The sequence below is a fragment of the Microbacterium sp. 1S1 genome, from assembly GCF_008271365.1.
Lineage (GTDB): Bacteria > Actinomycetota > Actinomycetes > Actinomycetales > Microbacteriaceae > Microbacterium.
In genome coordinates this window covers 3,281,227-3,300,402 of the sequence record NZ_CP043430.1, presented here as the reverse complement: position 1 = coordinate 3,300,402, position 19,176 = coordinate 3,281,227, and the positions used below count along the sequence as shown (strand labels likewise).

The 19,176-nt window shown below is 70.2% G+C and carries 18 protein-coding genes and 1 tRNA gene; 12 read left to right on the top strand and 7 right to left on the bottom strand.

What is annotated here, in order from left to right:
* Positions 1 to 87: 87 nt before the first annotated feature.
* The 3 genes from FY549_RS15950 to FY549_RS15940 all read left to right on the top strand — a co-directional run bounded on the left by FY549_RS15950 (position 88) and on the right by FY549_RS15940 (position 2,798).
* Positions 88 to 990 (top strand): MetQ/NlpA family ABC transporter substrate-binding protein, encoded by a 903-nt coding sequence (locus tag FY549_RS15950; RefSeq protein WP_149085845.1) that lies wholly within the window; start codon positions 88 to 90, stop codon positions 988 to 990.
* Positions 991 to 1,095: 105 nt separating this feature from the next.
* Entirely contained in the window at positions 1,096 to 2,139 is a 1,044-nt protein-coding gene (locus FY549_RS15945; RefSeq protein ID WP_149085844.1) for a methionine ABC transporter ATP-binding protein, read from the top strand.
* Positions 2,139 to 2,798 carry a methionine ABC transporter permease gene (locus tag FY549_RS15940; RefSeq protein ID WP_025105629.1) on the top strand — a complete coding sequence of 220 codons (660 nt, stop codon included), beginning with the start codon at positions 2,139 to 2,141 and terminating at the stop codon, positions 2,796 to 2,798. The genes FY549_RS15945 and FY549_RS15940 overlap by 1 nt, the downstream gene beginning before the upstream one ends.
* Positions 2,799 to 2,804: 6 nt before the next feature.
* Here the strand turns inward: FY549_RS15940 and FY549_RS15935 are convergent, their stop codons facing one another.
* Positions 2,805 to 3,728 (bottom strand): pseudouridine synthase, encoded by a 924-nt coding sequence (locus FY549_RS15935; RefSeq protein WP_149085843.1) that lies wholly within the window; start codon positions 3,726 to 3,728, stop codon positions 2,805 to 2,807.
* A 359-nt stretch (positions 3,729 to 4,087) separates the two neighbouring features.
* Positions 4,088 to 4,837, bottom strand: a complete 750-nt coding sequence (locus tag FY549_RS15930; protein WP_149085842.1) for an SDR family oxidoreductase — start codon at positions 4,835 to 4,837, stop codon at positions 4,088 to 4,090.
* Between the two features lie 62 nt (positions 4,838 to 4,899).
* On the opposite strand from FY549_RS15930, the gene FY549_RS15925 reads away from it, so the two are divergent.
* Positions 4,900 to 5,370 (top strand): RrF2 family transcriptional regulator, encoded by a 471-nt coding sequence (locus tag FY549_RS15925; protein WP_149085841.1) that lies wholly within the window; start codon positions 4,900 to 4,902, stop codon positions 5,368 to 5,370.
* 178 nt (positions 5,371 to 5,548) lie between these two features.
* Here the strand turns inward: FY549_RS15925 and FY549_RS15920 are convergent, their stop codons facing one another.
* Complete coding sequence (locus FY549_RS15920) at positions 5,549 to 6,043, bottom strand: MarR family winged helix-turn-helix transcriptional regulator (RefSeq protein ID WP_149085840.1); 495 nt, start codon at positions 6,041 to 6,043, stop codon at positions 5,549 to 5,551.
* Positions 6,040 to 6,549, bottom strand: a complete 510-nt coding sequence (locus FY549_RS15915; RefSeq protein ID WP_149085839.1) for a GNAT family N-acetyltransferase — start codon at positions 6,547 to 6,549, stop codon at positions 6,040 to 6,042. The genes FY549_RS15920 and FY549_RS15915 overlap by 4 nt, the downstream gene beginning before the upstream one ends.
* 124 nt (positions 6,550 to 6,673) lie before the next feature.
* Here FY549_RS15915 and FY549_RS15910 point away from each other — a divergent pair.
* From FY549_RS15910 to FY549_RS15885, 6 genes are all read left to right on the top strand, one after another.
* Positions 6,674 to 6,745: transfer RNA gene (locus FY549_RS15910), tRNA-Gln, on the top strand.
* Between the two features lies 1 nt (position 6,746).
* On the top strand, positions 6,747 to 8,177 hold the full coding sequence (gene glmU / locus FY549_RS15905; RefSeq protein WP_149085838.1) for a bifunctional UDP-N-acetylglucosamine diphosphorylase/glucosamine-1-phosphate N-acetyltransferase GlmU: 1,431 nt from the start codon (positions 6,747 to 6,749) through the stop codon (positions 8,175 to 8,177).
* A gap of 7 nt (positions 8,178 to 8,184) precedes the next feature.
* On the top strand, positions 8,185 to 9,219 hold the full coding sequence (locus tag FY549_RS15900; protein WP_149085837.1) for a ribose-phosphate diphosphokinase: 1,035 nt from the start codon (positions 8,185 to 8,187) through the stop codon (positions 9,217 to 9,219).
* A 91-nt stretch (positions 9,220 to 9,310) separates the two neighbouring features.
* Complete coding sequence (locus FY549_RS15895; RefSeq protein WP_149085836.1) at positions 9,311 to 9,787, top strand: FMN-binding protein; 477 nt, start codon at positions 9,311 to 9,313, stop codon at positions 9,785 to 9,787.
* 15 nt (positions 9,788 to 9,802) lie between these two features.
* Positions 9,803 to 10,696, top strand: a complete 894-nt coding sequence (locus FY549_RS15890; protein WP_149085835.1) for an FAD:protein FMN transferase — start codon at positions 9,803 to 9,805, stop codon at positions 10,694 to 10,696.
* Positions 10,693 to 12,267, top strand: coding sequence for an FAD-dependent oxidoreductase (locus tag FY549_RS15885; protein ID WP_149085834.1), 1,575 nt, complete (start codon positions 10,693 to 10,695; stop codon positions 12,265 to 12,267). The genes FY549_RS15890 and FY549_RS15885 overlap by 4 nt, the downstream gene beginning before the upstream one ends.
* A 582-nt stretch (positions 12,268 to 12,849) precedes the next feature.
* On the opposite strand, the gene FY549_RS15880 is transcribed toward FY549_RS15885, so the two are convergent.
* Complete coding sequence (locus FY549_RS15880) at positions 12,850 to 14,355, bottom strand: sensor histidine kinase (protein WP_262381021.1); 1,506 nt, start codon at positions 14,353 to 14,355, stop codon at positions 12,850 to 12,852.
* Positions 14,356 to 14,366: 11 nt separating this feature from the next.
* Complete coding sequence (locus tag FY549_RS15875; RefSeq protein WP_149085833.1) at positions 14,367 to 15,095, bottom strand: response regulator transcription factor; 729 nt, start codon at positions 15,093 to 15,095, stop codon at positions 14,367 to 14,369.
* A 103-nt stretch (positions 15,096 to 15,198) separates the two neighbouring features.
* Here FY549_RS15875 and FY549_RS15870 point away from each other — a divergent pair, with 103 nt between their 5' ends.
* Complete coding sequence (locus tag FY549_RS15870) at positions 15,199 to 16,446, top strand: FAD-binding oxidoreductase (RefSeq protein WP_149085832.1); 1,248 nt, start codon at positions 15,199 to 15,201, stop codon at positions 16,444 to 16,446.
* Between the two features lie 51 nt (positions 16,447 to 16,497).
* Here the strand turns inward: FY549_RS15870 and gndA are convergent, their stop codons facing one another.
* Positions 16,498 to 17,952 carry an NADP-dependent phosphogluconate dehydrogenase gene (gene gndA / locus FY549_RS15865; protein WP_149085831.1) on the bottom strand — a complete coding sequence of 485 codons (1,455 nt, stop codon included), beginning with the start codon at positions 17,950 to 17,952 and terminating at the stop codon, positions 16,498 to 16,500.
* A gap of 163 nt (positions 17,953 to 18,115) precedes the next feature.
* Here gndA and FY549_RS15860 point away from each other — a divergent pair, with 163 nt between their 5' ends.
* A complete protein-coding gene (locus tag FY549_RS15860) occupies positions 18,116 to 19,174 on the top strand; it encodes a D-2-hydroxyacid dehydrogenase (protein WP_149085830.1) in 1,059 nt (352 codons plus the stop codon).
* Positions 19,175 to 19,176 lie beyond the last annotated feature (2 nt).

Genomic DNA, 19,176 nt, shown 5'->3' with positions numbered 1-19,176 from the left:
CTGTGACGCCGTGTGACATCCCGATTCCGCGACAACGCGGCCTCCTGCCTAACGTTGTCGAGTCCCGCCAGGAAGGAACCCCTCATCATGTCCCGCCGCACCACCTCTGCCCTCGCCGCGCTCGCCGCGGTCCCGCTGTTTGTCGCCCTTGCCGGGTGCGCTACCTCGTCCGACGCGGGCTCCGGCGACGGCGGTTCCGAGAACGAGACCGTCAAGATCGGTGTCGTCGGGAAGGGGGACGCGCAGTGGGCGCCCTTCGTCGAGGCCGCCGCCGACGAGGGCATCACGGTCGAGCTCGTCGACTTCGGGTCCTACGAGCAGCCGAACCCGGCGCTGACCGAGGGGGAGATCGACCTCAACCAGTTCCAGCACATCGTGTACCTCGCGGAGTACAACAACGCCTCGGGCTCCGACCTCACGCCCATCGGCTCGACCGCGATCTACCCGCTCGGCCTGTACTCGACGAAGTACGACGACGTCGACGACATCAAGAAGGGCGACACGGTCGCGGTTCCCGACGACGCCTCGAACCAGGCGCGCGCGCTCAACGTGCTGCAGCAGGCGGGCCTGCTCGAGCTCAAGAGCGGAGGCACGCCGTACTCCGACCTCGCCGACATCGACGCGGACAAGTCGAAGGTGAAGGTGACGGCCCTCGAGGGTGCGCTCATCCCGACCTCGCTCCCGGACGTCGCGGCTGCGATCATCAACAACGACTTCGTCGAGGACGCCGGACTGACGTTCGACGACGCGATCGCGCAGGACGACCCGGAGGACCCGAACGCCCTCCCATACGTCAACATCTTCGCCGCGCGTGCGGAGGACGCGGACAACGAGACGTACCAGAAGCTCGTCGAGATCTTCCAGACGAACGAGGATGTGCAGGCGGGCCTGCTCGAGTCCTCGGGCGACACCGCGGTGGCGCTGCGTACCCCGGTCGAGGACCTCGTGGCCTCGCTGGAGAAGGTCCAGAAGGACGCCGAAGAGAAGTGACGAACGCCGGGGTGTGATCCGCCCCCTGTTCGATGAGGGAGAATCGGGTGGCGCTTCGTGCGCCGCCCGATTCTCCGTTTCCCGAGAACCAGACCGGAGCACCACATGCCGATCGTCACCCTGACGAACGTCTCCAAGACCTATCCCTCCCGCAGCCAGGGCGATCGTGAGATCGTCGCCGTCGACGACGTCACCCTCTCCATCGACAAGGGCGATGTCTTCGGCATCATCGGATACTCCGGTGCGGGGAAGTCGACGCTCGTGCGTCTCATCAACGCGCTCGAGCCCGCCACCCGCGGCACCATCACGGTGGACGGCGTCGACATCACGGCGCTCAAGGAGAGCGAGCTGCGCGCCGTGCGCGGCGGGATCGGGATGATCTTCCAGCAGTTCAACCTGTTCTCGTCACGCAGCGTCAAGGCCAACATCGCCTATCCGCTCAAGCTCGCCGGGTGGTCGAAGCCGGACATCGAGGCGCGCGTCGCCGAGTTGCTGTCGTTCGTGGGGCTCTCCGACAAGGCGAAGGCCTACCCCGAGCAGCTGTCCGGTGGACAGAAGCAGCGCGTCGGGATCGCCCGCGCGCTCGCCACCAAGCCCGCCATCCTCCTTGCGGATGAAGCGACGAGCGCGCTCGATCCGCAGACCACGCACGAGGTCCTCGACCTGCTCAAGCGTGTGAACGAGGAGCAAGGTGTCACGATCGTCGTCATCACCCACGAGATGGATGTGATCCAGACCATTGCCACCCGCGTCGCCGTCATGGAGAACGGGCGGGTCATCGAGCAGGGCGACGTCTTCGATGTCTTCTCCGCCCCGCGGAATCCCGCGTCCCAGCGGTTCGTCGGCACGGTGGTGAAGGGGGTGCCCTCGCCGTCGGAACTGGCGGTGCTGCGGGACCGGCATACCGGACGCCTGGTGACCCTGTCGTTCCGCGACGGCGACTCGTCGCAGGCCCAGGTGTTCCTCGACCTCGCCTCGGCGGGTCTCGACTTCGAGCTCGTCTACGGCGGGATCAACGACATCCGGGGTCGCGCCTTCGGCCACCTCACGCTGGCCATCCGTGGTGACCGCGCGGCGATCGACAGGGCCCTGGCGCATATCGCGGAGCGTGTCGACGTCACGGTGATCGCCGGAGAGGAGGCGCGCTGATGGATCGGTTGAACGAACTGTGGCCGGAGTTCTGGCAGGCCGCGCTCGAGACCCTGTACATGACGTCGTTCGCGCTCGTGCTCGGTGGGATCCTCGGGCTGGCGGTGGGCGTCCTGCTGTACGTGACGCGCCCCGGTGGACTGATGCCGAACCGCGTCGTCTCCGGGCTCATCAACTTCGTGGTGAACTTTTTCCGTCCGATCCCGTTCGTCATCTTCATGGCGGTGGCGCAGCCGTTCGCGCGCCTGGTCGTCGGCAGCGGCATCGGCACCACCGCCGGAGCCTTCATCATCGGTCTCGCGGCGGCGTTCGCGATCGGCCGCATCGTCGAGCAGCATCTCGTCTCCGTGTCGCCGGGCGTGATCGAGGCGGCGCGGGCGATGGGCGCCGGGCCTTGGCGGATCCTCTTCACCGTCGCGATCCCCGAGTCGCTCGGCCCCCTCATCCTCGGTTACACCTTCATCGTCGTCGCGCTCATCGACATGACCGCCATGGCCGGACTCATCGGCGGCGGCGGGCTCGGGGCCTTCGCGCAGATCTACGGTTTCCGGCAGTTCGAGCCGCTCGTGATGTGGGCGGCGATCATCCTCATCGTGGTGTTCGTCCACCTCGTGCAGCTCCTCGGTACCCGGCTCGCCCGGAAGGTCATGCGCCGCTGAGGCCCATCAGCGTGCCGGGGCCTCCTGCAGGCTCCGGCGCGTGGTGAACGAGCGCTCCTGTCCGCTCAGCGGATCGGTGAACCGGAGCTCGCGGGCGAGGAGCTGGAGCGGGCGGGTGAAGTCGTCCGGGCGCTCCGGCTGCAGCACGGGGTAGAAGCCGTCGTGGAGGATGCCGAGGCCGAGGGCGGCAAGGTGCACACGGAGCTGGTGCATCTTCCCGCTGTGCGGACGGAGGAGGGTGTGCACGACGCGGTCGTCGGCGGCGATGACCTCGATGAGCGTCTCGGAGTTCGGCTCGCCGTCCTCATCCACCTGCACGCACACCTGACCGCGGAGCTTCTCGATGCGGTTGCGGTAGACGAGCGGGAAGCGCGACGGATCCCAGTCCGCCGGGCGCGCGGAGACCGCCTCGTACACCTTCTCCACACGGCGGTCCTCGAACAGCAGCTGGTAGGCGCCGCGGGTGGACGGGCGGGCGGAGAACATCAGCAGTCCCGCCGTGGCCCGGTCCAGCCGGTGTATCGGCGTGAGATCCGGGTTGTCGAGGCGATTGCGCAGCCGCACGAGCGCGGAGTTCTGGAGATACTTGCCGCCCGGAGTGGTGGGGAGGAAGTGCGGTTTGTCGACGACCACCAGGTGCTCGTCCTGGTGCAGGATCTCCTCGGTGAACGGGATCTCCTTCTCGATCGGAGGCTCGCGGTAGTACCAGACGAACTCCTCGGCGCCCAGAGGCGTGTCCCGGGAGAGGGGCCTGCCGTCGCGTGCGACGATCTCCCCGCGGTCGAAGCGCACGAGCAGCCGCTCCGGATCCAGGTGGAAGAACCGTTCCACCATGTAGGCCGCGACCGTGGGCCACGCGCCCGTCAGGGGTACGTGCAGCCGGGTCGCCCCGACGCCGTCGCGCACGGGGAGCGGGGAGGGCATGCCCATGTCTCGGCCTTCGGAGCAGGGGTCGCGGGGCCGCGACCGGGTGTTCCCAGCCTAGGCGACCCGCTCGGGCGGGGTCCGTGGGTCGTGGCCGCACCTGCACGGCCCTGTCGGCGGTTGCACGATCCGGCCGCGCCTACACGATCATTCCGAGGTTCTCGTCCCACAACCGGACCCTGGTCGTGCATCCGAACCGGAGGGAACCCGGACCGGAGACAAGGCCGCTGTCGGCGGTTGCACGATCCGGTTGCGCCTGCACGATCAATCCGAGGTTCTCGTCCCACGACCGGACACTGGTCGTGCATCCGGACCGGAGGGGACCGGCCGGGGGCCCACGCCAGATCGGGGGACCGGATCCGGTGTCAGCGGGTTTCGCCGGCGAGCCAGTCGTCGAAGGTCGTCGGCGCGATGCGCGCGTCGTCGCCGGGGAGCAGTACCTCACCCGCGAACTCGACGCCGAGTGCGGCACCCCGCCACGCGGCGCGCAGCGGAAGGTCACGTCCCCAGGCCCCGAGAGTGCGGCGGGCCATGTCGACGGCGTCCTCCGTGCGGGGGCCGGCGACGTCGAACGAGCCGCCGAGTGCCGGCGACTCCGCCGCGTCGACGAGGGCGATGGCCACGTCCGCGGGGGCGATGGGCTGCAGCAGCAGAGGGGGCACGATGCCTTCGCCGTCCTCGATGCTCCACTCGGCGATCATCGCAGGGAAGTCGTGGAACTGCGTCGCCCGCACGATGGTGAACGGCACCGCGCCGCGCGTGACCTCTCGCTCCTGGGCACGCTTGCCCGCGTAGTGGGGGTTGCCGCGCACGCGGTCGAGCGCCGCGATCGAGAGAGCCACGTGATGGCGGACCCCGGCCTGGGCGCCGGCAGCGAGCAGGGTGCGGCTGACCGTCCCGAACACGCGCTCCGCCTCGGCGACGTCGGATACCGGGGGGTTCGTCGCGTCGACGATCGCCTCCACGCCGCGCAGCAGGGTCGCGAGGCCTTCGCCCGCGGTCAGATCGACGCCCTGGCTGCGGCTGAGCGACAGCGGGTCGTGCCCCCGACGCCGTGCCTCGTCGATGACCAGTCGCCCGATCCGTCCCGTTCCTCCTGCGACCGCGATGCGCATGCCCGCTCCTTCAATCATGGATATTGTGTGTCCACAATAGGGTGCCCGGATACGATGGGCAAGTGAAACTCCCCGAGACCTCCGAGTGGGTGCTGCACACCGTCGCGGTGATCGCTCAGCTCCCCGCGGGGTCGACGGTGTCCGGCGCGCAGCTCGCCGAGCACTTCGGCGTGCCGGGGCCGTACCTGTCGAAGCAGCTCGCCAAGCTCGTCCGAGCCGGCATCCTCACCGGGAGCACCGGTCCACGCGGCGGCTTCCGCCTGGCCAGGGAGCCCGAGAGCATCAGCATCCTCGATCTCGTCACCGCGGTCGACGGCGCCGCCGATCCCTACATCTGCCGCGAACTCCGTCAACAGGGACGGGGAGCCGCCCGTCCGGAGGACTGCACCGCGCCGTGCGGGCTCGCGGTCGTGATGCGCCGTGCCCACGAGGCCTGGCGGACTTCTCTGGAGTCGGTGTCGATCGCGGAGGTCGTCGGCACGCTCCCCGACACCGTCCCGGCCAAGAACCGGCGTCTCCTCCTCGGCCTCTGACCCGCACGTGTGCCGGACGTCGCGGGACCTCCGCCGCGACGGTTGCGCGACGCGGGTCCGGTTGCACGACCGTGTGGCGGCTGTCGCCCGGCACCCGTGCTCGGATCGTGCAGGCGGAACACGTGGAGCGGGACACGTGGAGCGGGACCCGACCGCACGGGACCCCACCGGCCCGGGTTCAGGTGTCGAAACTGAGGCTCAGTTTGCGCAGCAGCGCGGCCAGCCGGTCCCGGTCGGAGCGGGAGAGAGCGCGCAGCAGGTCGGCCTCGGCGTCGACGAGTCGGGTGATCGCGGCGTCCACCCGGACCCGGCCGTCGTCGGTCAGAGTCACGAGCACGCTGCGGCCGTCCGCCGGATCCGCTTCTCGGCGCACGAAGCGACGGCCGACCAGGCGGTCGATGCGGTTGGTCATAGTGCCGCTCGACACGAGGGTCTGCTGGAGGAGCTGCTTCGGCGAGAGCTGGAACGGCGACCCCGCTCGGCGGAGCGCCGAGAGGACATCCCACTCCCACGGCTCCAGGTCGCTGCGGCGGAACACCTCACGGCGGGCGCGGTCCAGGTGCCGGGAGAGACGGTCCATCCGGGACAGCACCTCGAGCGGAGAGAAGTCGAGGTCAGGGCGCTGGGTGTTCCATGCCCCGACGATCCGGTCGACCTCATCCGCCTCGCTCATCCGTTCATTATCGCGTGGGATCGTGTCGTGGCCTCGGACGACGCGGGAAGGAGCGTCGTCAGGAACGCGCTGTGCGGATCGGGGAGGTAGGTGCCGAACGGCGGACCCTCCCGGAACCCGGCCGCGGCGTACATCGCCCGGGCGGGAGCGAAGAAGGGGTCGCGTCCTGTCTCCAGCGAGACCCGCCGGACGCCGCGCCCGGCCGCATCGTCGAGAAGGTGGTCCAGCATCGCCCGTCCGAACCCGCGCCCGCGGAGCGCCGGGTCCGTGCGCATCGACTTGAGCTCCTCGTGCCCCTCCTCGACGACCGCGAGCGCTCCCGTCGCGGCGATCCGTCCCTCGACGACTCCCGTGAAGAAGCGGACGCGCGGAGTGAGCAGCCGGTCGAGCGTGAGGGCGTGCTGGCTCTCCGGCGGAGCGGTGCCCTGCATCTCGGCGTGGTGTGCGCCGACGAAGTCCGCCATCTCGGGGCTGGCGACGGTGACCCGATGGATCGCGATGTTCATGGCATCAGGATCCCAGAGCGGTGTTTCCGGCGGATGACGGGAGCGCCGCGCGGGGGCCGTCCACACAGGAACACCCGCGCGGACGTGGCAGACTTATCGGGCGGTCCCCCCGGGGGTGCCGCGGTCCGCCGTGGTGTAATGGCAGCACGACAGCCTTTGGAGCTGTGAGGTCTAGGTTCGAGTCCTGGCGGCGGAGCATGACTGGGAACAACCTCGCCATCATCGTCCTCGCCGCCGGCCAGGGCACCCGCATGAAGTCGCGCCTGCCGAAGGTTCTGCACCCGATCAGCGGGCGGCCTCTGGTCGGACACGTGCTGACGACCGCGACCCGACTGCAGCCGGCGCACATCGAGGTCGTCGTGCGGCACGAGCGCGACAAGGTCGTCACCGCACTGCGCGAGGACTACCCGGATGCGGTCTTCGTCGATCAGGACGACGTGCCGGGTACCGGCCGCGCCGTCCAGGTGGCCGTCGATGCTCTCCCCGCCGACTTCGACGGCGACATCCTCGTGCTCTCGGGCGACTGCCCGCTGGCCGACGCGGACACGCTCTCCGCCTTCCTCGCCGAGCACCGGGCCTCCGGAGCCCCGGCGACCCTCATGACCGCCCGCGTCGACGACCCCACGGGCTACGGCCGGGTCATCCGCGATGCGGACGGCGACGTCGACCGCATCGTCGAGCAGAAAGACGCGACGGAGGAGGAGGCCGCGGTCAGTGAGATCAACGCGGGCATGTACGTCTTCCGCGCGTCCACGCTGCGGACCTACCTGCCCCGTCTCGGCGTGGACAACGCCCAGGGCGAGATGTACCTCACCGATGTCCCCGGCCTCGTCCGCCGCGACGGCGACCGGGTCGCCGCGTCGATCGTCGCCGACGTCGAGGTCACGTTCGGCGTCAACGACCGAGCCCAGCTCGCCGAGGTCGGCCGTCGCCTGAACGCCCGCATCGTGCGTCGCTGGCAGCTCGAGGGCGTCACGATCGTCGACCCCGCGACCACGTGGATCGATGATGACGCGACCCTCGCTCCCGATGTCACGATCCTGCCGAACACGCAGATCCTGCGCGCGACGACGATCGCCGCCGGCGCGACCATCGGCCCGGACACCACGCTCGTCGACTGCGAGGTCGGCGAGGACGCCGTCGTGCGCCGCACGGACGCGACGCTGGCCGTGATCGGCGCCGAGGCGACCGTCGGCCCGTTCTCCTACCTCCGCGCCGGCACCGTCCTGGGCGCGAAGGGGAAGATCGGCGCCTACGTCGAGACGAAGAACGCCGAGATCGGCGAGGGCAGCAAGGTCCCGCACCTCTCCTACGTCGGCGATGCGACGATCGGGCGCGGGGTGAACCTCGGCGCGAGCACGATCACTGCCAACTACGACGACGTCAACAAGCACCGTACCGAGATCGGCGACGAGGTGCACACGGGCTCGCACACGGTGCTGGTCGCGCCCGTTAGGCTGGGAGCTGGTGCGAAGACCGGCGCCGGCGCCGTCGTCCGCAAGGACGTCCCGGCCGGTGCCCTGGCCATGAGCGTCGCCCCCCAGCGCAACGTCGAGGGGTGGGTCGAGAAGAACAGAGCAGGCACGGGAGCGGCGGATGCCGCTGCCCGGGAGAATTCAGCGGAATAGGCGGAGCATGGCCCGGAAGAAGAAGACGGTCGACCTGGATCGCGACAACGGGGTGGCCCCCGGCATCATCGCGAAGACCAAGAAGCGGCTCGTCGTCGCCGGTGGACGTTCGCATCCCGAGCTCACCGCCGCGGTCGCCGCCTCACTCGGCACCGAGATCGCCCCGGTCGAGCACCGTACCTTCGCCTCCGGTGAGATCTACGCGCGCTTCGAGGTCTCGATCCGCGGGGTCGACCTCTTCCTCGTCCAGACCTTCGGCGAGCCGGTGAACGAGTGGCTCATGGAGACGCTCATCATGATCGATGCCGCCAAGCGCGCCTCGGCCAAGCGCATCACCGTCGTCGCCCCGTACTATCCGTATTCGCGTCAGGACAAGAAGGGCCGGGGGCGTGAGCCGATCAGTGCGCGGCTCGTCGCGGACCTGCTGAAGACCGCCGGCGCCGACCGCGTCATGAGCGTCGATCTGCACGCCGCGCAGATCCAGGGCTTCTTCGACGGGCCCGTCGACCACCTGTTCGCCAAGCCGGTGCTCCTGGAGCACTTCGAGCGCACGTTGACGCCCGAGGACCGCGAGATCCTCACGGTGGTGTCGCCGGACATGGGGCGCGTCCGGGTGGCGGACACCTGGTCCGACAGCCTCGGCGCGCCGCTCGCGATCATCCACAAGCGTCGCGACCCGAAGGTCGCCAACCAGGTCTCGGTGCACGAGATCGTCGGTACCGTCGAGGGCCGCACCTGCCTCCTCGTCGACGACATGATCGACACCGGCGGCACCATCGTGAAAGCCGCTCAGGCGCTCAAGGCGAACGGTGCGCGCCGCGTGATCGTGGCCGCGACCCACGCCATCTTCAGCGATCCGGCGTCGGAGCGCCTGCAGGACGCGGCGATCGACGAGGTCGTCGTCACCGACACCATCCCGCTCTCGGCCTCGCGCCGTTGGGAGACGTTGACGGTGCTCCCGATCGCGCCGCTGCTGGCTCGCGCGATCCACGAGGTCTTCGAGGACGGATCCGTCACGAGCATGTTCGGCGGGGACGCGTAACTCATCGGGACGACACAGCCCGCGCATAGCCGCGGTGCTTACGGTCGAGTCATCGACGGAAGAGTCGACCGACGACGCACCGGGAGGACCCATGATCCGCACGACCGTTCCGACCTCTGTCCGCACGGGCTCCGCCCTTCTCGGGGTCGCAGGACTCTTCATCCTCGCCGGGTGCTCGTCGACCGGAGACGCCGCCGACACCTCGAACGGTGCCGATGAGACGGCGGGGTCGTCCTCGTCCTCGTCGTCGAGCGGCGGCGACGCCTCCGGCACCTACACCGACGGCACGTACACCGCCGACGGCTCGTACCAGACGCCGGAGACGGTGGAGGAGATCACCGTCACACTCACCCTCGCCGACGGCGTCGTGACCGAGGTCGAGGTGACCGGCGACCCCAAGGCGCCGGAGACCGAGCGGTACCAGGGCGAGTTCATCGACGGGATCGCCGACGAGGTCGTGGGAAAGCCGATCGACGAGCTGAACGTCAGCCGCGTCGCCGGCTCCTCGCTCACGAGCGGCGGTTTCAACGACGCGGTGGAGGCCATCAAGGAGCAGGCCGCCGCTTAGGCGCGAGGCGTCGTCATGGCGGGCTGGCGATTCGAGGCGATCGGCACCGGGTGGGAGATCGAGACCGACGTGCCGCTCGCGGATCACGTCCGGGCAGCGGTGACGGCGGAGATCGAGCGGTTCGATCGGGCGTGGTCGCGGTTCCGCGACGACTCCGACGTGTCGCGCCTGGGGCGTGCCGGCGGGCGGCTGTCGTCCCCGGACGTGCGGCCCATGCTCGACGTGTATCGCGAGCTCGACGCCGCGACAGCCGGAGCGGTGAACCCGCTGGTCGCCGACAGCCTCGCCGCGCTCGGGTACGACGCTGCGTACTCGCTGCAGACTGGCGATCCCCGCCCCGCTCCGGCCTCCTGGACCGAGCGACTGGCGTGGTCGGACGATGCCGTCGAGGCGGTCGCCCCGGCGCTCCTCGACGTCGGCGCCGTCGGCAAGGGACGTCTGGTCGACCGCGTGATGGCCGCGCTGGCCGATGTCCCCGGGGATGTCGTCGTCGACGCCGGCGGCGACATCCGCGCGCGTGGCGGCACCGTGCGCATCGCCCTCGAGCACCCCTACGATGCGCGCAAGGCGATCGGAGTCGTGGAGCTCCACGACGGCGCGCTGTGCGCATCCGCCGTCAACCGCCGAGCCTGGGGCGACGGCCTCCACCACGTGCTCGACGCCCGGACGGGACGGCCCGTCCGTACCTGGGCGGCGACGTGGGCCCTCGCGCCGGACGCGATGACGGCCGACGCCGTGGCCACCGCCCTGTTCTTCGACGGCGGTCCGGAGCTCGCCGCCCGCTGGGGTGCCGAGTGGGTGCGCATGACCACCGACGGGCGGGTGCAGCGCTCGCCCGGTTGCCCCGCCGAACTCTTCATCGCGGCCGCAGCCGGAGCCGCCGGACCCGGGGGAGACCTGACACCGTGACCACCGCCTTCGCCGCCGCCCGCCAGCGCGTCCTCGCCGTGCTCGGCTCCCTCTCGATGTACCGCCTGGTGTTGTTCGCCCTGGCGGCGCTCGCTCTCATCGCCCTCGTCCTGTCCCTGTTCGGGGTGATCGTCGCGCCGACGCCGACCGAGCTGCTGGCATCCTTCGCCGTACTCGCGCTCGTCATCTCCGCGGTGGACGCGCTCGCCCAACGCCTTCTCCGGCTTCCGTGGCGGGTGGAGTCGTCGCTCGTCACCGCGCTCATCCTCCTGTTCGTGCTGCGCCCTGGCGTCGAGCCGTCGGCCCTCGTCGGCCTCGCGCTCGCCGGGGCGGTGGCGAGCGCGTCCAAGTACCTCATCGCGTGGCGTGGCCGCCACATCTTCAACCCGGCCGCATTCGGTGCCGCGGTGGTGTCGATCCTCGGAGCGTTCGGCGCGTTCAGCTGGCTCGGCACGTCGTCGTCGTGGTGGGTCGGCACTCCCGTGCTCGCGATCCCGGTCGTCGTTCTCGGCCTGGCGGTGCTCTGGCGCACGGAGAAGGTCGGCGTCGTGCTCCTCTTCCTCGCGGTCGCCGTGGCGACCTCGATCGCGCGGCAGGCCGTCCAGGCCGTGCAGTTCGACGTCTCCTTCGACCTCCCGACGGCGCTGTCCTTCGCGGTGCTGCAGTCCCCCTTCCTCTTCCTCGGCGCGTTCATGCTGTCCGAGCCGCTCACCCTCCCGCCGAGGCGTCGGCAGCAGCTCGTGGTCGCGGTCGTGGTCGGCGTGCTCGCGGGGTGGCCGATCTCCGTGGCCGGTCTCTTCACACTCGGGCAGGAGCGCGCGCTCCTCATCGGCAACCTCGTGGCCTTCGCATTCGCGCTCCGCGGGTCCGTGCGCCTCGTCCTGGAGCGCCGCACCTCCGTGACGCCGACGGCCCAGGAGCTCACCTTCCGGGCGAAGGGCCGCGTGCGGTTCCTCCCCGGGCAGTACCTCGAGCTCGATGTCCCGCATCGGCGGCCTGACGCGCGGGGGACGCGCCGCGAGTTCAGCATCGTGTCCGCTCCGGCCGACCTTCCGACCCTTCGCATCGCGTACAAGAACGGCGACCAGCAGCACCCGTCGAGCTACAAGCGGGCTCTCGCGGCAGCCGAGCCCGGTGCGACGTTCGCGGTCACCGGAACCTGGGGCGACTTCATCCTGCCGCGCGGCGAGCAACCGGTCCTCATGGTGGCAGCGGGCATCGGCGTGACCCCTTTCGTGTCGCAGCTCCGGCAGCTTCAGGCGACGGGGGAGCGGCGCGACATCGTGCTCGTCTATGTGGCGTCCTCGGCACGGGAGCTCGCCTTCCGCGATGAGCTCGCCGCGACGGGAGTGCGCGCGGTCGTGTTCACACCGGACGAGCCCGCCGACCTTCCCCCGCACTGGACCTGGGCCCAGGGAGCGCGTCTGGACGCGGAGACCCTGGAGCACGCCGTCGGGGACCTCTCCGCGCGGCACGCCTTCATCTCCGGGCCGCCGCGGCTCATCGCCGACCTCGCCCCCGCGCTGCAGAAGGCCCGGTCACTCACGACGGACGCCTTCGCCGGCTACTGACCCTGCCTCCGGTTCCGCGTCCGGGGGCTACGCGACGCCTGCACGACCCCGCGACACCGGCACGACGGTCTCCGCCGTCTCGTCGTGCATCCGCCCCCGGGTCGTGCAGGAGACCTGGTCATGACAGGGCCGCGGCCGGGGGGACGGGTGCACGACCGGGGCACGGGTGCACGACCGGGGCACGGGTGCACGACCGGGGCACGGGTGCACGACCGGGGCACGGGGGTACGACCGGGGACACCTGCACGATCGGGGCACGGGTGCACGACCGGATGGACGGATCCATCGTGCGGATGAGGTCGGGTCGTGCCTGTGAGAAAGTGCCCGTCCCGACTCGAACGCCGGCCGGATAACACCTGCACGACCTCGGGATGTCTGCACGAGGGGATGGACGGATCCTCGGTGCGGACGAGGTCGGGTCGTGCCGGTGAGAAAGTGCCCGTCTCGACCTCGGACGCCGGCCGGACAACACAGCTGCACGACCTCGGGACGTCTGCACGAGGGGATGGACGGATTCGTCGTGCGGAAGAGGTCGGGTCGTGCAGATGTGCACGGGGCGGAGGGAGTGCGAAGGTCCCGGGATCAGGCGTCGGAGGGGTCGCCGGGAGGAGTCAACGGCAGCCGGACGGTGAAGGTCGTGTCGCCGGGCTCGCTGTCGACAGAGATGCGGCCGTGATGACCCTCCACGATGGCCTTGACGATCGCGAGCCCGAGCCCCGTGCCGCCGGTCTGCCGAGCGCGAGAGCTGTCCCCCCGGGCGAACCGGGCGAAGAGCTCGTCGCGGAGAGCAGGGTCGATCCCCGGACCGTCGTCATGCACGCGGAGCACGGCGTCATCACCCTCCCGCGCCACGCTGAGTGTGACCGTCGTCCCCGCGGGGGTGTGCGTGCGGGCGTTGGCCAGCAGGTTCGCCACGACCTGGTGCAGCCGCCCCGCATCGCCGACGACGGTCACCGGCTCGTCCGGCACCTCGATGTTCCAGTGATGATCGGCGGCGGTCGGCCGAGCGTCCGAGAGTCCTTCGAGCGCGAGCTGGGCGAGATCGACCGTGCCGTAGATCAGCTCCCGGCCCTCGTCCAGTCGTGCCAGGAGAAGGAGATCCTCCACGAGGCGCGTCATCCGCAGCGACTGCGCCTGGATGCGTTCCAACGACGACGTGGTGCCCTCGACGACCTGATCTTCCCGCGTTGCCTCGGGGGCCTGCCGCAAGGCGCGCAGCGACAGCTCGGAGTATCCGCGGATCGAGGCCAGGGGGGTGCGCAGCTCATGGCTCGCATCCGCGACGAACCTCCGCATCTGCTCCTCGTTCTTCTGCCGGGCGGCGAGGGAGGAGTCGACGTGGTCGAGCAGCTTGTTGAGCGCGGCCCCGACGAGCCCGGTCTCCGTGCGGGGGTCGGCTTCGCTCGCCGGCACACGCTCCGTGATGCTGACCTCGCCGCGGTCGAGCTGCTGGTTGGCGACGCGCGTCGCGGTCGCCGCCACCGCCCGCAGCGGTCGCAGTCCGACGCGAATCGTGACGGCCGTGGTGAGGGCGAGGAGGATCAGCCCGCCGGCCGTCGCGAGCAGGATGACGGTGAGCAGCTGGGTGAGCTGATTCTGGATGTCGTCGCGGGGGAGCCCGGTGACGACGACGACGCCGTTGCTCGCGGTCGTCGCGACGATGCGGTACGAACCCAGTCCATCGAAGGAGACCGTGGCCGGCGTCCCGAGGGCCACCGTGCCGTAGAGCTGCTGCAGCTGCTCGGAGGTGAGGGTGCGCGACGAGCTGGTGAGGTCCTCGCGGTTATCGTCGAAGACGAGGCCCGTCGGGCCGACGACCGGACTCGCGACGGAGAACAGCAGACCGGGGACTTTGACGTCGCGGCCGTAGAGGATGTTCTCCGCCGTCGCCTCCGAAGGGGTGGAGCGTGACACCAACTGGTCCCGGATGGTGATCGCATAGCCTTTCACCTCGTCGTCGAGCTGCTGCTCCAGGGTGCTGCCGAGCGTGGCACTGGTGATGACGGCGACGATGACGAGGATCAGCGACACGAACCCGATCACGGCGGTCATCAGCCGGGTCTGCAGGCTCATGGGCCGTCGCGCCATCGCCGCTCCGCTCACTGCGGGGCCTTGATCATGTAGCCGACGCCGCGCACGGTGTGCAGGAGAGGAGTGCGGCCGGCGTCGATCTTCTTGCGGAGGTACGAGATGTAGAGCTCGACGACGGACGACTTGCCGCCGAAGTCGTAGCTCCAGACCCTGTCGAGGATCTGCGCCTTCGACAGCACCCGGCGTTCGTTGCGCATGAGATAGCGCAGCAGCTCGAACTCGGTCGCGGTCAGTTCGATCTCCACGCCGTCGCGGACGACCTCATGGCTGTCCTCGTTGAGCGTGAGGTCGGCGACACGGAGGATCGACTGCCCGTCGTCGGCGCTGGCGTGCCCGGTGCGCCGGATGATCGCGCGCAGACGGGCGATGACCTCCTCCAGGCTGAACGGCTTGGTCACATAGTCGTCGCCGCCGGCGGTGAGCCCGGCGACCCGGTCGCCCACCGCATCCTTCGCGGTGAGGAAGAGGACGGGAACGAGGTTGCCGGCGTCGCGGAGGCGCTTGAGCACGGCCATCCCGTCGAGGTCCGGCATCATGATGTCGAGCACGAGGGCATCGGGCTCGAACTCCTTCGCGACCTGGATCGCCTCGAGGCCGGAGGAAGCGGTGCGCACCTCCCAGCCCTCCATGCGCAGGGCCATGGCGAGCAGGTCGGTGAGCATCTGCTCGTCGTCCACGGCGAGGATGCGCAGAGGGGAGCCGTCCGGGCGGCGCAGTTCGGGCAGGTCGCTGGTCATGACTCCATTCTGCGGAATCTCCTATGTGATTTCTATGGAACGCGCTATGCGTTCTCTGAGAACGGGGCTCCCCAATGTCCGAGTCGGGGTCTACCGTGTGCTCATGGTCGACAACGTCGAATCCGCACAACCCTCCGTCCACCGTCCCTCCACCGTCTCCGAGGTCGCTGCGCTTGTCCGCGCCGCCGCACAGGAGGCGGTCCCCCTGACCGTCGTCTCCGGCGGTCACGGCCCCTGGTCGCACGCCCCCGCTCCCGGTCTGCGGCTCGAACTCGGGGAGCTCTCGTCGATCGAGGTCGATGACACCACCGTGCGTATCGGCGGCGGCGCGGTGTGGGGTGACGTCGCGAGAACCCTCGCCGCTCATGGTCTCGCGCTCAGCTCCGGCGACACGGCGAGCGTGGGCGTCGGCGGTCTCACCCTCGGCGGGGGCATCGGCTGGATGGTGCGGGCCTGGGGTCTCGCCGCGGATCAGCTCGTCGGTGCCCAGGTCGTGACCGCGTCGGGAGAGGTCGTCGAGGTGTCCGCCACGCAGCATCCCGAGCTGTTCTGGGCGCTGCGCGGCGGCGGCGGCAACTTCGGCGTCGTCACCCGGTTCGACTTCGAGGCCCACCGCCTGCCCGGCATCGCGCTCGCCGAAGCCGTCGTCGACGGCGATGCCACGGCGGTGCTCCGCACCGTGCGGGAGCTCCTCCGCGATGCCCCGCGGGAACTCACGGTCACCTACATGGACGTGCCGCCCATGGACCCGAGTGCACCGGCGGGTGCCCGTCTGACCGCGGTGTGGGCGGCGCCGGACCCCGAGGCACTGCGCGTCGAGCTCGCCCCGATCTCCGCTCTCGACGGCGTGACGACCACGATCACGGAGCCCGCGTATCGAGACATCCTGATGGAGATGCCGCAGCCGGAGGGAGACGCGCCAGCGCCTCCCGGGTTCATCGGTGGCAACGGCCTCGTGGCCGACCTCGACGACGAGCTCATCGATCGCCTCATCGCGTTTCGGCGCGACTTCCCGGCCTCGGTGATCTTCCTGCGTTCGCTCGGCGGGGCTTTCGGCGACGTCGCGCAGGAGGAGACCGCGTTCCCCGCGCGCTCCGCGACCTGGTTCGTGATGGCGGGAGCGTTCGACGTTCCGGGCATGCTCGACGACGCGGCGCGTGCGAAGGCGGCGAGCGACGCCGAGCGCATCGTCGCGGGGCGCCTCGCCGAGTACAGCAACTTCGTCGATGCCGAGCGCCCGGACACGGTGCCGGACATGTACGACGAGGCGGCCTACGAGCGGCTGCGCGCGCTGAAGGCGCAGTGGGATCCGCGCAACGCCTTCCGTCGGAACCACAACATCGCCGTCTGACGCGAGAAGGGCCGGACACCGTGCGGTGTCCGGCCCTTCGAAGACCCGAGGTCAGTGCGTGTCTTCGGCTTCGATCTCGGAGCGGTCACCGGACCACAGGGTGTGGAAGGTGCCCTCCTTGTCGATGCGCTTGTAGGTGTGCGCGCCGAAGAAGTCGCGCTGACCCTGGACGAGTGCGGCCGGGAGACGGTCGGCGCGGATGCCGTCGTAGTACGACAGCGACGACGAGAACGCGGGCGCCGGAATACCGGACTGACCGGCGGTGACCACGACGCGGCGCCAGGCGGCCTGGCCGCGGGTGAGCGCCTCGGCGAAGTACGGCGCCGTCATCAGCACGGGCAGGTCGGGGGTCTCGGCGTAGGCGTCGGCGATCCGGTTGAGGAACTGCGCTCGGATGATGCAGCCGCCGCGCCAGATCTTCGAGATGGCGCCGAGGTCGATGTTCCAGCCGTACTCGGAGGCGCCGGCACGGATCTCGTCGAAGCCCTGCGAGTAGGCGACGATCTTGGAGGCGTAGAGCGCCAGCCGCACGTCCTCGACGAATGCCTCGACCTCGTCGGCGGGGACCGTGAACTCCTCGTCCGGGCCGGGGAGCGCCGCGGCGACCGCACGCTGCTCGGGATGCGAGGAGAGGGACCGGGCGAACGTCGCCTCGGCGATGCCGGAGACGGGGACGCCGAGCGAGAGAGCGGTCTGCACGGTCCAGGCACCGGTGCCCTTGGCGCCGGCCTGGTCGAGGATGACGTCGACCAGTGGCTTGCCGGTCTCGGCGTCGACCTGGCGCAGCACCTCGGCCGTGATCTCGATCAGGTACGACTCCAGCTCGCCGCGGTTCCACTCGGCGAAGATCTCGGCGATCTCCGCGGGCGACTTCCCGGTGCCACGGCGGATCAGGTCGTAGGCCTCGGCGATGAGCTGCATGTCGGCGTACTCGATGCCGTTGTGCACCATCTTGACGAAGTGGCCGGCGCCGTCGTGACCGACGTGGGTCACGCAGGGTTCGCCCTCGGCGACGGCGGCGATGGACTTCAGGATCGGTCCGAGCGTGACCCAGGACTCGTCCGATCCGCCCGGCATGATCGACGGTCCGGTCAGGGCGCCTTCCTCGCCGCCGGAGATGCCGGCGCCGACGAAGTTGATGCCGGTCTCGCGCACCGCCTTCTCGCGGCGGATGGTGTCCGGGAAGTAGGCGTTGCCGCCGTCGACGATGATGTCGCCCGGCTCGAAGACCTCGACGAGGGAGTCGATCACGGCATCGGTCGGCGCACCGGCCTTGACCATGATGATCGCGGTACGCGGCTTCTGCAGCGAATCGGCGAATTCCTGGTAGGTCTTCGCCGGGATGAAGCCCGCCTCGGGATGCTCGTCGAGGAGGGTCTGCGTCTTCTCGTAGCTGCGGTTGAAGATCGCCACGGTGTTGCCCTCGCGGCTCGCGAGGTTGCGGGCGAGGTTCGACCCCATGACGGCGAGTCCGACGACTCCGATGTTCGCTGATGCTTCGGGCACGGAAGGCTCCTCGATCGTGAAGAAGGGTTGTCTTCAGCGTATCGCTGTGCGGTCGATCGAGGCGCACCCGTGACGCAACCCCGTCATCGTCCGCGGTGCCGGGTGGCCGAGACGCTCGAGACCTCTACGCTGAGGGGAGCACGGGAGCTGAAGGGAGTCGGTCGTGACGGAGTCCGAGAAGAAGGTCCGCGCCGTCGTGGCGGTGCCGTTGGCGGAGGAACTGTGCGGGCTCATCGAAGAGCTCGAGCCGCGGCTCGAGGTGGTCCACGATGCGGCGCTCGTGCCCCCCATGCGCGGCCCTGCCGACTGGTCGGGGGACCCGGACTTCAGCCGGACCCCGGAGCAGCAGCGCGCGTTCGACGATCTCGTCGACTCCGCCGATGTGCTCTTCGGTATCCCCGACGTCGACCCCCGGGCGCTGGCGCGGACGGTGTCCGCAAACCCGGCACTGCGGTGGGTCATGACCACGGCGGCCGGGGGCGGCAGCACCGTCAAGGCGGCGGGGCTCGACCGCGCCGACCTCGACCGGATCGTCTTCACCACCAGCGCGGGCGTCCACGGCGGAACGCTGGCCGAGTTCGCGCTCTTCGCGGTGCTCGCCGGGGCGAAGGACCTCCCGCGCCTGCTCGGTGACCAGCGGGAGCGCACCTGGCCCGACCGCTGGGAGATGCGCCAGGTCGACGAGCTGACCGTGCTCGTCGTCGGACTCGGCGGCATCGGCGCGGAGTGCGCTCGCCGTTTCCATGCTCTCGGTGCCCGGGTATGGGGGACCAGCCGCTCCGGCCGCGCGGTCGACGGTGTCGACCGTCTCATCGCGCTCGACGAGCTCGTGGACGCGGTGGGCGAGGTCGACGCGATCGTCGTCACGCTGCCGGGCACGGATCAGACCAGGCATCTCATCGGCGAGGAGGTCCTCCGCGCCGTGAAGCCCGGGGTCATCCTCACCAACGTCGGACGCGGCAGCGTCGTCGACGAGACGGCGCTTCTCGCCGCGCTCGACGACGGCCGTGTCGGCTTCGCCGGGCTGGACGTCTTCGAGCAGGAGCCGCTGCCCGCCGACTCGCCGCTCTGGACGCACACCCGCGTCCTTGTGAGCCCGCACACGGCGGCGCTCAGCTCGAAGGAGGAGGAGCGCATCGCGCGGAGGTTCGCCGACAACGCGACCCGGCTGCTCGACGGGCGGGAGCTGCGTGCGGTGGTCGACACGGTCGAGTTCTACTGAGA